The organism is Pseudomonas sp. 2, from assembly GCF_056627435.1.
On sequence record NZ_JBWXNG010000026.1, the window covers coordinates 11,450 to 25,222 of the forward strand.

The window sequence follows — 13,773 nt, forward strand, 5'->3', positions numbered from 1 at the left end:
CTTTTCAATGTCGTTACTCACTGTCCAGATGCAGGGGGCTGATGACGCGGCCGTCTTTTTCCGGTTGGCCAAGCGTGGCATCCACGAAATAGACCCGGTCATCGGCCAATTGTCCCTTGTCCACCAGATAGTCCTTGATACTGCCCGCCCGCGCCTGACCCAACTGCCGCAACAGCAGGGCGCTGGAGCTCCAGGACTTGAGCACCGCTTCGCGCAGTTTGTTCTGGCGCTCTTCCTTGCCCAGGTCGACCCACTCGGCCGGTGGCTGCTGTTTGAGGCGGGTGCGATAGATGCCGTCCAGCATCGGGCCTTTTTCATCGTCAGGCACCTTCAGGTCGCCGGCCTGGGCCGGGACCTTGTCGCCGCGGCGCTGCAAAATCTTGTAGTAGGTGCTCTGGTACTCGCGCTCCAGCCGTTGCTGCGCGATCAGCGGGCCATCGCTGGCCTCGGCGCTGGTGCCTTCGATTTCCAGGCGCAGGGTCGGGCGTTTTTGCAGCGCTTGCGCCAGTTTGTCCAGTGACGCCTGTGCCTCGCCGCTCAACTCGTCCGAACCCGGCGCGAAGGCCACGGTGCCCAGATCTTCCGAACCGCCGCCGCTGACCAGCCCGCCAATCAGTTTGAACGGCGCGGCTGCCGCCTTGACGATCAGATTGCGCAGGGTCTGCCAGACAATCGGCATGACGCTGAACTGCGGGTTATTCAAGTCGCCGGTCACCGGCAGCTCGATGGAAATCTTGCCGTCGACATCCTTGAGCAGCGCGATCGCCAGTTTCAGCGGCAAGTTCACCGCATCCGGGCTGTCGACTTTCTCACCCAGCTGCAGTTGCTCGACCACCACCTTGTTCTCGGCTTTTAGCTGGCCTTTGGTGATCAGGTAATGCAGGTCCAGATTCAGCCGGCCCTTGCGAATTCGGTAGCCGGCGAACTTGCCGGAGTAGGGCGTCAGCGTGGTGAGTTCGACGCGTTTGAAGCTGGTGGCGATGTCCAGGCTCGCCAGCGGGTTGAACGGGTTGAGCGCGCCTTTGATGGTGACCGGTGCATAGCGGTCGACCTTGCCGTTGATGTTCACCGGCGCGGGTTTGTCCTGGCGGTTGTCCAGCGTGCCGATGGTCCCGTTGAGCTGTTGAATGGCGGTGGCGAAGTTGGGTGTCAGGCTGAAGTCGGCGAAGTTGGCCGAGCCGTTGTTGATGTTGATCTGGCCGATGCGGATGCCCATCGGCTTGCTTGCACTCTGTGCGGTCTTCGCCTGGGCCGGGGCTTTGCCTGCAGTGTTACCGGCAGGCGCACCGTCAGCCGGCTGCGGGATCAGCAGATCGTCGATGTTGGTGGTGCGGTCGTCGGCGATCACGAAGCGTGCGTAAGGCTGCTCCAGGTTGACGGTGGCGATGCTCAGGCTGTCGCCGAGCTGGAAATTCAGGCCATCGACGTTCAGGCGCTGCCATTTGACGAAATCCCTCGATTTGAGGGTATCGAGTGTATGCAATTGGTCGACCTGCGCCTTGCCGGTGATCCCCAGCGCCAGCGGCTCGGTGCTTTTCAGGTCCACCGCCAGGTCGGTGTTGAGCATGCCGCTGCGCACTTCCAGGCGAATGAACGGTGTGACGTAGGACTGCGCCACGCGCAGGTCGATGTCGCGGGTGGTGACGTTGAGCCTGGCCCACACCGGCGCGAGGTTGACCTGGCCCTCGGCGGTGACCTTGCCCTGTTTGCCCAGGCCAGTGTCGAGCTTGATGTTGAAAGGCGACGTGTTGAGGCTGTCGAAGTCGGTCATGTCGAGATTGAGGGGGCCGACCTCCAGCGCAACCGGCTCTTTGGGGGCCTTGTCCGCCAAATGGATGCGATAGTCCCTCAATTGAGTGTCTCTCAGCAGCACTTGCCAAGGCTTGCTCGGCGCTGCGTTCTGGGTGCTCGCCGTGGCTTCAGCACCGGTCGCAGTCGCCGGTTGCTGCTTTTCGGCTTCAGCTTTTTTCTGTTCGATTTTCGCCGGCTGGCTGGCGAACAGTTTCTGCCAGTCCAGCTCGCCATCGGCTTCCCGCGCGGCCCAGGTTTCCAGGCCCTGACTGCGGATCTTGCCGACCGTTACCAATTGTTTGGCCAAGTCTACCGAGGTGTCGCTGACTTCCAGATTCTTCAGGCGCACCAGCGGCCGGCCGTCCGGCGCATCGATGGCGAAGGGCGCGACCTTGATGGACGTCTTGTCCAGCAACAGTTCGGTTTCCTTGGCCAGATTGAGTTTGTAGTGGGTGTCGAGGCTGAGCACGCCTTCCTTGAGCACCAGCGGCAGTGCGTCACGCACATAGGGCCACCAGGCTTTCATCTGGCCATCGGTGACTTTCAGCGTGCCTTCGGACGAGATCGGCACCAGGCTAATGCGGCCCACCCAGTCGATCTGCCCACCGGCCGGGCCTGCGGCCACCAGCGTCATGTCGGCGTTGTCTTCGGGCAGGGTGCTGAGGTTTTTCAGGTCGAAATTCAGCGCGTCGTAAAGGAATTCGATGGGCTCGCTGGGGCGCAAGTCCTGAAAGTGCACGTAGCCGTCGGCCAGTCTGATGTCGTCGATACGCAGCGGGAAGGGTTTGCTCGGGGGCTCGTCAGGCTTGGCCGGCTCGCTGGGCGGCAGTTTGAACAGGCCGGCGAGATTGAGCTTGCCGTCCTTGGAAAACAGCACTTGGGTCTTGGGTTTGTCCAAGTGCACGGCGGCCAGGTGCAGGGCCTTGGTCCACAGGCTGTCGATCTGCAGGTTGGCGTACAGGCGCTCGAAGCCGATCTGTTCCTTGCCTGGGGCACCGATGCTCAGGCCCCACAGCGTCACTTCCAGGGTGTAGGGGTTCAGTTCCAGGCGTTCGAGCTTCGCAGGCTCGGTCGAGTAGTTGGCCAGTTGCTGATTGATCACCCGCAGCGCGATGCCGGGCAGAATGAAGAAGCCCAGCATGCTGTAAATGGCGAAGACGGCCAGCAAGGCGGCAATGACGCGTTTCAATCCTTTGGGCATGTAGTCGCCAACTCTCTCGATAGGAGGTGCCTTTGAGTATGGCACGCCAATCTGGTTCCTGAGGCAGCGTCCTAGAAGCTTGTAGGAAATTTCCTTGCGGCTAGCCAGTCATCAGAGTTGCAAGATCAAGGTCTTGAGCGGCGGCTGTTGGTCCAGTGACGGAAAGTCGGCGCCCGGTGTAAGCACCTGGCAGTCGCGGACCGGACGCCCGATCTTGCTGGCGCAGCGCAGCACCTGATCGCGCCAGTCTTCCATGGCGACCTTTGCCAGATTGTTGCAGCAGATCAGCACGCCGTTGTCTGCCGTGCTCAGCAGCGCCGGTTTGAGCAGGCTCTGGTAATCACGCAACAGGTCGACGGTGCCGAAGGCGCTCTTGGCCCAGGCCGGTGGGTCGAGCAGCACGAGGTCGAACTGGCGTTGTTCGAGGCGCGGGTAACTCGGCAGTTTCTGCCCGCGGCGTGAAGCGATCGGCAGGCCGGCCAACTGGCGAATGGCCGGGAAATAGTCCGACTGGACGAACTGCATTGTCGGCAGTTGCGGGTTCAGCTCACCGTTTTCCCGGCCCACCGCCAGATTGCCCTCGGCGAAATCCAGGTTGCACACCTCGCGGGCACCACCGGCCGCAGCCGCCAGGCCCACGCCGCAGGTGTAGGCGAACAGGTTGAGCACGCTCTTGCCTTTGGCGTGATCCTTCATCCAGCCGCGGGCATTGCGCAGGTCCAGGAACAGCAGCGGGTCCTGTCCGGCATGGCGGCCGCGCACCCGGTAATTCAGACCCCACTCGTGGCCGACCAGGTCTTCCAGCGCAGCGTCTTCGGCTTTATAGATGGCGTCGCTGCGATCAATGCGCGAATTGCCCTGGGAGCGGTCGTTGTAGACCAGCAGCAACTCCAGGCCCAGGCGGGCATTGATCAGCGCGTGGGCGGCCAGCAGCGAATCGCGGTCCAGCGTGTTGTGGAAACTCTGCACCAGCAACTGCGGGCCGTAGCGGTCGATGGTCAACCCGCCGGCGCCTTCCTGGCTGCCGTGGAACAGGCGATAGCAATCGGTGCCCTGAGCGTGCAATTGAGCGAGAAGGGATTGACGGTTATCGAGGGCGACGCCGAGCGCCTGATTCAACGAAGACATGCGCAGCGCCTTGGTGCGGGAATGAGGCGGGCAATTCTAACAGCAAGAGTCTCTGTGGTAACGCCGAACCTGTGGGAGCCGGCTTGCTGGCGAATGCGTTCTGCCAGAAACCACGATGTTAAATGACACACCGCTTTCGCCAGCAAGCCGGCTCCCACACGATGCGGATGAGGAATCCTGAACCTTCCCTGAAGCCCCGCGCGATAGCCCTGGCAAAGCTGTAACAGCGATTTACTCTCTAAAAGGCCGGGCGTATTCTTCGCCCGTTTTCAACAGATGCGGAGACCCACAGTGGGTACTTGTTCGAGTGACAGACGTCAGCCGGTTTTGATGACCGGCCAATTCTCGGCAAGATAACGCGCAGTTCTTTCGCTGCCGTTATCTCGCCGATCAATGCGAGAAACGGCAGCGCCATCCCGTCCATCTGGACCCGGTTCCTGTCCTTTCCCTGACGCCTCATAGCGTGACGAACGCGCGCGGCCTTTTGCCGTGCGGGTCAGCCTGTCGTGCGCCGTTGCCTGGCAACTGCGCGCGAGCGGTCGGCCGTGCCTGCTCTGGCCTCCTTAGTAGTAGCCCTCACGCCATGAGGACAATGCCATGAAGCACATCGACCTGAAGTTCGCCCTGCTCAAAGAGTTCTTCGCAGGCTTTCTGCGCACTCGCCACATCGCCCGGCACTTCCGCCGCCTGGCGCTGCTCGACAGTGTGACCGACGCCACCGTCAGCCGCGAAGTCCCTCCAACCCTGGCGCAAACCCTGACCCGTGGCGCCAGCAGCGAGGTGCCCGAATTGCTCGCCCGCCTGGGCAGCCACAGTGATGGCCTGAGCGAAGAACAGGCGCTGGAACTGCGCCAGCAACACGGCCTCAATGAAGTCGAGCACGAGCAACCGCTGCGCTGGTACGTGCACCTGTGGCACTGCTACAAAAACCCGTTCAACCTGCTGCTGACGCTGCTGGCGTTCATCTCGTGGCTGACCGAGGACATGAAAGCCGCCACCGTGATCTTCTCCATGGTGGTGCTCTCGACGCTGCTGCGTTTCTGGCAGGAAGCCCGCTCCAACCAGGCCGCCGACGCGCTCAAGGCCATGGTCAGCAACACCGCGACCGTGCTGCGTCGTCACGATGCCTCGTTCGAGGAGGTTCACGCCAATGGCAACGGCAAGCAGCACCGTGTCGAACTGCCGATCAAGGAGTTGGTGCCGGGCGATCTGATCGTGCTCTCGGCCGGTGACATGATCCCCGCCGATTGCCGGGTGCTCAGCGCCAAGGATCTGTTTGTCAGCCAGGCCGCCATGACCGGTGAATCGCTGCCGGTGGAGAAATTCGCCCGCCGCGAGGAGTCCGACACCGGCAACCCGCTGGACCTGGAAAACATTCTGTTCATGGGCACCAACGTGGTGTCCGGTTCGGCCGTCGGGGTGATTCTGGCCACTGGCAATCACACCTACTTCGGCGCACTGGCACAGCGGGTCAGCGCCACCGACCGCGCGCCGACTTCGTTCCAGGCCGGGGTCAACAAGGTCAGCTGGCTGTTGATCCGTTTCATGTTCGTGATGGCGCCGCTGGTGCTGTTCATCAACGGCTTCACCAAGGGCGACTGGATGGAAGCGCTGTTGTTCGCGCTGTCGATCGCCGTGGGGCTGACCCCGGAAATGCTGCCGATGATCGTCACCTCGACCCTGGCCAAGGGCGCGGTGTTCCTGTCGCGCAAGAAAGTCATCGTCAAACGCCTGGACGCCATCCAGAACTTCGGCGCCATGGACGTGCTGTGCACCGACAAGACCGGCACCCTGACCCAGGACAAGATCTTCCTGGCGCGGCATGTGGACGTGTGGGGCGATGAGTCCGACGACGTGCTGGAAATGGCTTACCTGAACAGCTACTACCAGACCGGCCTTAAAAACCTGCTGGACGTGGCCGTGCTGGAGCACGTTGAAGTCCATCGCGAGCTGCAAGTGGGCACGGCGTTCAGCAAGGTCGATGAAGTGCCGTTCGATTTCACTCGCCGGCGCATGTCGGTGGTGGTGCAGCAGCAGGGCCAACCGCATCTGCTGATCTGCAAGGGCGCGCTGGAAGAAGTGCTCGGCGCCTGCACCCGTGTGCGCCATGGCGAGGCGGACGAAGCGCTGACCGCTGAACTGCTCGAACGCATTCTGCAGGTCACCGCCGAGTTCAACGACGAAGGTCTGCGTGTGGTGGCGGTGGCTGCCCGCGCGATGGAAGCCGGCCGCGACACCTATGGCCTGGCCGACGAAAGCGACCTGACCCTGATCGGTTACGTGGCCTTTCTCGATCCGCCCAAGGAAAGCACCGCGCCTGCCCTCAAGGCGCTGGCCGAACATGGCGTGGCGGTGAAAGTGCTCACCGGTGACAACGAACGTGTAACCGCGAAGATCTGCCGCGAAGTGGGCCTGGACCGTCAGGGCCTGCTGCTGGGCGGCGATGTCGAGCGCATGAGCGATGCCGAACTGGCGGTGGCGGTCGAGACCACCAACGTGTTCGCCAAGCTGACGCCTTCGCACAAGGAACGCATCGTGCGCCTGCTCAAGGCCAACGGCCATGTGGTGGGTTTCATGGGCGACGGCATCAACGACGCGCCCGCGCTGCGCACCGCCGACATCGGCATTTCAGTGGACAGCGCCGTGGACATCGCCAAGGAAGCGGCGGACATCATCCTCCTGGAAAAGAGCCTGATGGTGCTGGAAGAGGGCGTGCTGGAAGGGCGCCGGACCTTCGCCAACATGCTCAAGTACATCAAGATGACCGCCAGCTCCAACTTCGGCAACGTGTTCTCGGTGCTGGTGGCCAGCGCGTTCATTCCGTTTCTGCCGATGCTGCCGATGCATCTCTTGGTGCAGAACCTGCTGTACGACATTTCGCAGATCGCCATTCCGTTCGATAACGTCGATGAGGATCTGCTGAAAAATCCGCAACGCTGGCAGCCAGCGGACGTGGGGCGTTTCATGGTGTTTTTCGGGCCGATCAGCTCGATCTTCGACATCACCACCTTTGCCGTGATGTGGTACGTGTTCGGCGCCAATACGCCTGAACATCAAACCCTGTTCCAGTCGGGATGGTTCGTGGTGGGGCTGCTGACCCAGACGCTGATCGTGCACATGATCCGCACCCCGAAAATCCCGTTCCTGCAAAGCCGTGCCGCCATGCCGCTGATGGTGATGACCGGGGTGATCATGGCAGTTGGTGTGTTCCTGCCGATGGGCCCGCTGGCGCACTACTTCAAACTGCAGGCGCTGCCAGCGCTGTACTTCGCCATTTTGCCGGTGATTCTGCTGGCGTACGTGGGGCTGACTCAGGCGGTGAAGGGGTTTTATGTGCGTAAGTTCGGCTGGCAGTGAGATGATCGCCAAGCCCGGGGCCAACTGCAGATGAGGAACCCTGTGGGAGTGAGCTTGCTCACGAAAGCGGAGTATCAGCCACGCAAATGTCGTGGATGTACTGGCCTCTTCGTGAGCAAGCTCACTCCCACAGGTCTTGAGTTGGCTTGCAGTCTGGATTACCGCGCCAATGCCAGCGCCACGCCCTGGCCGCCGCCGATGCACAGGGTCGCCAGGCCTTTCTTGGCATCGCGCTTGATCATTTCATGCAGCAGGGTCACCAGCACGCGGCAGCCCGAGGCGCCGATCGGGTGGCCGATGGCGATGGCGCCGCCGTTGACGTTGACCTTGTTCATGTCCCAGCCCAGTTCCTTACCCACCGACAGCGACTGCGCGGCGAAAGCTTCGTTGGCTTCGATCAGGTCCAGCTCGTCCAGCGACCAGCCGGCCTTGTCCAGGCAGCGGCGGGTGGCGCTGACCGGGCCGATGCCCATGATCGCCGGGTCCACGCCGGCATTGGCGTAGGCTGCGATGCGCGCCAGTACCGGCAAGCCCAACTCCTGTGCCTTCTTCGCGCTCATCAGGATCACCGCCGCGGCGCCATCGTTGAGCGACGAAGCGTTACCGGCGGTCACGGTGCCGTCCTTCTTGAAGGCCGGCTTGAGCTTGGCCAGGGATTCGGCGGTGGTGCCTGCGCGAGGTTGCTCGTCGGTGGCGAAGGAGACCGGATCGCCCTTGCGCTGGGGGATCAGGATCGGGGTGATCTCGTCCACAAAGCGCCCGGCTTCGATGGCCGCCGCGGCTTTTTGCTGGGAGGCGGCGGCGAAGGCGTCTTGCGCCTCACGGCTGATGTCGAACTTCTCGGACAGGTTCTCGGCAGTGATGCCCATGTGATAGTCGTTGAAGGCATCCCACAGGCCGTCGCTGATCATGGTGTCGACCATGGTCGCGTGGCCCATGCGCAGACCGGTGCGGGCGCCCGGCATCACGTAATTGGCCAGGCTCATGCTTTCCTGGCCGCCGGCGATGATCACCTCGGCGTCGCCGCAACGGATGGCCTGAGTGCCCAGATGCAAGGCCTTGAGGCCCGAGCCGCAGACCTTGTTCAGGGTCATCGCCGGAACCGAGAACGGCAGCCCGGCCTTGATCGACGCCTGACGCGCAGGGTTCTGCCCGGCACCGGCGGTGAGGACCTGGCCCATGATCACTTCGTCGACCTGCGCAGGATCCAGACCGGTCTGGGCCAGCAACTGGCGAATCACCGCCGCACCCAGATCGACCGCAGGAATATTCGCCAGCGAGCCCTGGAAGCTGCCGACCGCCGTGCGGGTAGCGGCAACGATAACGACGTCTTGCATGGTGCGAATCCTCTATTGTTATGGGTTCAAGTGATGGGCGTAATGTAAGCGTTTTCGCCCCGGCGGGTGATCTTTAAATCACGCCCATCCTGCGTCTGGCGCGATGCACCGAGGCATTGCGCACTGCCCAGCGCAAAACCGGTGCGGTGCAATCGATGCCGGTGCGAATCATTTTGCGTTTCAAGGGGCTGAAGCGGATCCCGAACATCGCGCTGGCCCATTCGGGCAGCAGTTCGATCCCGGCCTGCATCATCAGCTTGCCCATGGGTTTGGCCATGCGGCTCGGTGCCGGGGCGTCGCGCAAGACTTGCAGCACTTCGCGGGTTCGTTCATCGCACAGCAGTTGCGGGCGCATTTGCTGCAGGTAGTCGTCTATATCCTGCACGGAGCGTGGAACATTGCGGGCGCCCAGGCGCTCGGCGACCAGTGCCGTCTCGGCGTAGTAGCGGTTCTGCTCCTCCAGCGACAGCGCCGGGTTCAGGTAGCGCAGGTGCGCGGCCATGAAACTGCTGACCTCGGCCACATGCACCCAGGTCAGCAAATCCGGGTCATCCGCTTTGTAGTGGCTGCCGTCCGGCGCGGTGCCGCTGATCTGCGCATGAATGCCGCGCACCTTGTCGATCAGCCAGTTGGCGTCATGGGTCGAGCCGAAGGTGGTGCCGGACACGAACTGCCCGGTGCGCCGCAGCCGCCCGAGCATGTCATCGCGAAAGTTGGAATGATCCCAGACCCCGGCCAGCACCCGAGGGTGAAGCATCTGCAGCATCAGCGCGCAGATGCCGCCGATCAGCATGGCAGGAAAATCCCCGTGCACCTGCCAGCACACCGCCTGCGGCCCGAACAGGCCGGGATCGCCCTTGGGGTTCTCGATGTCCAGTTGCCCAAGGGCCAGGCCGGTCATGCTCATGACCTGGGTTTCGATGCGGGTGCGGATGAATTCCATGGTGTGCCTTATCGGTTCAAACGCTTTTCGATCAAGCCCTCCACGACACTCGAATCGGCCAGGGTGGAAATGTCCCCCAGGCTGTCCAGCTCGTTGCAGGCGATCTTGCGCAGGATGCGGCGCATGATCTTCCCGGAGCGGGTTTTGGGCAAGGCCGGGGCCCACTGGATCAGCTCGGGTTTGGCGAAACTGCCGATTTCCTTGCTCACCAGTGCCAGCAGTTCCTTGCGCAGCGCCTCGTCCGGCTCGACCCCGGCCATGGTGGTGACGAACGCGTAAATGCCCATGCCCTTGACGTCGTGCGGGTAACCCACCACGGCAGCCTCGGCGACGCTGTCATGCAGCACCAGCGCGCTTTCGACCTCGGCGGTGCCGATGCGATGGCCGGACACGTTGATCACGTCGTCCACCCGTCCGGTGATCCAGTAATGGCCATCCTGATCGCGGCGCGCGCCATCGCCGGTAAAGTAGTAACCCGGATAAGGCTTGAAGTAGGTTTCGACCATGCGCTTCTGGTCGCCATAGACCCCGCGAATCTGCCCCGGCCAACTGGCCTTGATCGCCAGCAGGCCGCTGGTGGCGCCTTGCAGCTCCTTGCCCTTGTCGTCCAGCAGCACCGGTTGCACGCCGAACATCGGCTGGGTCGCGCAGCCGGGTTTCAGCGGCGTGGTGCTGACCAGCGGGGTGAGCATGATGCCGCCGGTTTCGGTCTGCCACCAAGTGTCGACGATAGGGCAGCGCTCTTTTCCTACCTGATGGAAATACCATTCCCACGCTTCGGGGTTGATCGGCTCGCCCACCGTGCCCAATACCCGCAGGCTGTCGCGACGGGTGTTCTCCAGCGGCTTGGGGCCTTCGCGCATCAGGGCGCGCAGGGCGGTAGGCGCGGTGTAGAAAATGCTCACATGGTGTTTGTCGATCACCTGCCAGAAGCGCGAGGTGTCGGGATAGTTGGGCACGCCCTCGAAGATCAGCGTGGTGGCGCCGTTCGCCAGCGGGCCGTAGACGATGTAGCTGTGGCCGGTGACCCAGCCCACGTCGGCGGTGCACCAGTAGATTTCACCGTCGCGGTAGTCGAACACGTATTTGAAGGTCATTGCTGCCTGCAGCAGGTAGCCGCCTGTGGTGTGCAGCACGCCCTTGGGTTTGCCGGTGCTGCCGGAGGTGTAGAGGATGAACAGCGGATCCTCGGCGTCCATGGGCTCGGGCGGGCAGTCGTCGCTGATGCCGTGCAGCGCTTCGTGATACCAGATGTCCCGGCCCTGCACCCAGTCGACGCTGCCTTCGGTGCGCTTGACCACCAGCACCGTGCTGACGTTGGGGCAGCTTTGCAAGGCCTTGTCGACGTTCTGCTTGAGGGGAATGTATTTGCCGCCGCGCACGCCTTCATCGGCGGTGATCACGGTCTGGCAGTCGGCATCGAGAATGCGGTCACGCAATGCGTCGGGCGAAAAGCCGCCGAACACCACCGAGTGCACCGCACCAATGCGGGCGCAGGCCAGCATCGCGTAGGCCGCCTCCGGCACCATCGGCATGTAGATGCAGACGCGATCGCCTTTTTTCACGCCGCGCTGCTTGAGCACGTTGGCCAGGCGCGCGACGTTGTGGTGCAGCTTCTTGTAGGTGATTTCAGCGGATTCGGCAGGATTGTCGCCTTCCCAGAGAATCGCCACCTGATCGCCGCGTTGCTCCAGATGACGGTCGATGCAGTTGTAACTGACGTTCAACTGGCCGCCCTTGAACCAGCTGGCCGCGCCGGTCTTGAGATCGTAGTGCTGCACCTGATCCCAGGGGCGGGACCAGTCGAGGAATTTTTCCGCCTGCCCGGCCCAGAAGACATCGGGCTGTTCAACCGACTGCCGGTACATCCGCTGATAATCCTCGGCGCTCAACTGGGCGGCCTTGCGGGTGGCGTCGGCGTGGGGGAAATGGCTGAGATCGAACATGGCGTCTCCTTGTTCTTGTGCTTGGGACATGACATCAGAGTAGTTGCAAACGCTTGGGTTCAAGGGGTGGGAGTGGGACACCTTCGTGAGGTCGGCATCTGGCCCTGTGGGAGCCGGCTTGCTGGCGAATGCGTCAGGTCAGACAGCACGATGTTGAATGACACACCGCTTTCGCCAGCAAGCCGGCTCCCACAATGTTTCGCGACGTGGCAGATATCGATCCCAGAAACACAAAACCCGCCGCCTCTTGCGAGGGGGCGGGTTTCGGGGTGTTGCGTAAGGGCTGTATCAGCCGCGGTGACGGCCGCGGAAGTAGTTGATCAGGCCCTGGGTGGAAGCATCTTCGGCCACCGATTCCTCGGTGCCGACCAGGCGGCTGTAGACGCCCTTGCCCAGTTCCTTGCCCAGCTCCACGCCCCACTGGTCGAAGGCGTTGGTGCCCCAGATCACGCTCTGCACGAACACCTTGTGCTCATACATCGCCACCAGCGCGCCCAGACGACGCGGGCTGATGCGCTCCACCACGATGGTGTTGCTCGGACGGTTGCCCGGAATGACCTTGTGCGGCGCCACACGCTGCACTTCTTCTTCAGGCATGCCCTTGGCGCGCAACTCGGCCTCGGCTTCCTCGCGAGTCTTGCCGAGCATCAGCGCCTGGCTCTGGGACAGGCAGTTGGCGTACAGCCACTGGTGGTGGTCGGAAACCGGGTTGAAGCTGACGATCGGCACGATGAAGTCAGCCGGGATCAACTGGGTGCCCTGGTGCAGCAACTGGTGGTAGGCGTGCTGGCCGTTACAGCCCACGCCACCCCAGATCACAGGGCCGGTGTCGGTCTTGACCGGTACGCCGTCCATGCGAACGCTCTTGCCGTTGGATTCCATGTCCAGCTGTTGCAAGTGCTTGGTGATGTTGCGCAGGTAGTGGTCGTACGGCAGGATCGCGTGGCTCTGCGCGCCCCAGAAGTTGCCGTACCACACGCCCAGCAGCGCCAGCAGCGTCGGCATGTTCTGTTCGAATGGCGCGTTCTGGAAATGCTGGTCCATGGTGTAGGCACCGGACAGCAGTTCCTTGAAGTTGGACATGCCCACCGCCAGCGCGATCGGCAGGCCGATGGCCGACCACAGCGAGTAACGACCGCCGACCCAGTCCCACATCGGGAAGATGTTCTCTTCACGGATACCGAACGCCACGGCGGCGGCGTTGTTGCTCGACACCGCGATGAAGTGGCGATACAGCTCGGCTTCCGAACCGCCCTGGGCCAGGTACCAGGCGCGTGCGGCCGTGGCGTTCTTCAGGGTTTCCAGGGTGGTGAAGGTCTTGGACGAGACGATGAACAGCGTGGTCTCGGCGCGCAGCTTGCTGGTCAGCTCGTGCAGCTCGGTGCCGTCGATGTTCGCCAGATAATGGCAGCGAACGCCTTTCTGCGCGTAGGACAGCAGCGCTTCGGACACCAGCTCGGGGCCCAGGAACGAGCCGCCGATGCCGATGTTGACCACGTCGGTGATCGGTTTTTCGGTGTAGCCGCGCCACAGGCCGTCGTGGATGCGGCCGACCAGATCGGTGATTTGGTTCAGCACCTTGTGCACTTCGGGCATCACGTTGACGCCGTTGACCATCAGCTTGTCGCCCACCGGACGACGCAGCGCGGTGTGCAGCGCCGGGCGGCCTTCGGAGGAATTGACCAGCTCGCCGTCGTATTGCGCCTTGATGGCGTCCTTCAGGCCCACTTCATTGGCCAGGTTGACCAGCAACTGGCGGGTCTCGGCGGTGATCAGGTTTTTCGAATAATCCAGGAACAGCCCGCTGCTGCTGAGGGTGAAGTTGTTGAAGCGCTGCGGGTCTTCGTTGAACGCATCGCGCATGCTGAAACCCTGCATGGCTTTGCGGTGATCGTTGAGCGCCTGCCAGGCGGGCAGGGTGGTGACGTCATGAGGAGTGCGGTAGTACGCCATCGCTACGGGGTTCCTTGTACTTGCCTTTGGACATTGAAAGCCAGGGGAGGGGTCGAATGCCTGCGTATCCCGAAGCCTAATCTTCGGTCGCGCCGATGTCTGCGCCTGACTCTACCT

At 62.6% G+C, this 13,773-nt stretch carries 7 protein-coding genes; 1 reads left to right on the forward strand and 6 read right to left on the reverse strand.

Annotation, left to right across the window (positions count from 1 at the left end; translation table 11 throughout):
• Positions 1-13 precede the first annotated feature (13 nt).
• Entirely contained in the window at positions 14-2,992 is a 2,979-nt protein-coding gene (locus AC1MEK_RS28665) for a DUF748 domain-containing protein (RefSeq protein WP_480399628.1), read from the reverse strand.
• 111 nt (positions 2,993-3,103) lie between these two features.
• A complete protein-coding gene (locus tag AC1MEK_RS28670) occupies positions 3,104-4,120 on the reverse strand; it encodes a class I SAM-dependent rRNA methyltransferase (protein ID WP_480399629.1) in 1,017 nt (338 codons plus the stop codon).
• Positions 4,121-4,732: 612 nt separating this feature from the next.
• Here AC1MEK_RS28670 and mgtA point away from each other — a divergent pair.
• Positions 4,733-7,477, forward strand: a complete 2,745-nt coding sequence (gene mgtA, locus AC1MEK_RS28675) for a magnesium-translocating P-type ATPase (RefSeq protein ID WP_480399660.1) — start codon at positions 4,733-4,735, stop codon at positions 7,475-7,477.
• A gap of 158 nt (positions 7,478-7,635) precedes the next feature.
• Here mgtA and AC1MEK_RS28680 read toward each other — a convergent pair whose 3' ends face one another.
• The 4 genes from AC1MEK_RS28680 to pgi all read right to left on the reverse strand — a co-directional run bounded on the left by AC1MEK_RS28680 (position 7,636) and on the right by pgi (position 13,656).
• Positions 7,636-8,814 carry an acetyl-CoA C-acetyltransferase gene (locus AC1MEK_RS28680; protein ID WP_480399630.1) on the reverse strand — a complete coding sequence of 393 codons (1,179 nt, stop codon included), beginning with the start codon at positions 8,812-8,814 and terminating at the stop codon, positions 7,636-7,638.
• A gap of 73 nt (positions 8,815-8,887) precedes the next feature.
• On the reverse strand, positions 8,888-9,757 hold the full coding sequence (locus tag AC1MEK_RS28685; protein ID WP_480399631.1) for an oxygenase MpaB family protein: 870 nt from the start codon (positions 9,755-9,757) through the stop codon (positions 8,888-8,890).
• 8 nt (positions 9,758-9,765) lie between these two features.
• Positions 9,766-11,703, reverse strand: coding sequence for an acetate--CoA ligase (gene acs / locus AC1MEK_RS28690; RefSeq protein ID WP_480399632.1), 1,938 nt, complete (start codon positions 11,701-11,703; stop codon positions 9,766-9,768).
• 288 nt (positions 11,704-11,991) lie between these two features.
• The gene (gene pgi, locus AC1MEK_RS28695; protein WP_480399633.1) at positions 11,992-13,656 is read right to left on the reverse strand and encodes a glucose-6-phosphate isomerase; all 1,665 of its coding nucleotides are present in this window, start codon (positions 13,654-13,656) and stop codon (positions 11,992-11,994) included.
• Positions 13,657-13,773: the final 117 nt, after the last annotated feature.

Bases quoted from the DNA above. Each gene is read 5' to 3' on its own strand.
- AC1MEK_RS28665 (WP_480399628.1), bottom strand. From the start codon at position 2,992: ATGCCCAAAGGATTGAAACGCGTCATTGCCGCCTTGCTGGCCGTCTTC.
- AC1MEK_RS28670 (WP_480399629.1), bottom strand. From the start codon at position 4,120: ATGTCTTCGTTGAATCAGGCGCTCGGCGTCGCCCTCGATAACCGTCAA.
- AC1MEK_RS28680 (WP_480399630.1), bottom strand. From the start codon at position 8,814: ATGCAAGACGTCGTTATCGTTGCCGCTACCCGCACGGCGGTCGGCAGC.
- AC1MEK_RS28685 (WP_480399631.1), bottom strand. From the start codon at position 9,757: ATGGAATTCATCCGCACCCGCATCGAAACCCAGGTCATGAGCATGACC.
- acs (WP_480399632.1), bottom strand. From the start codon at position 11,703: ATGTTCGATCTCAGCCATTTCCCCCACGCCGACGCCACCCGCAAGGCC.
- pgi (WP_480399633.1), bottom strand. From the start codon at position 13,656: ATGGCGTACTACCGCACTCCTCATGACGTCACCACCCTGCCCGCCTGG.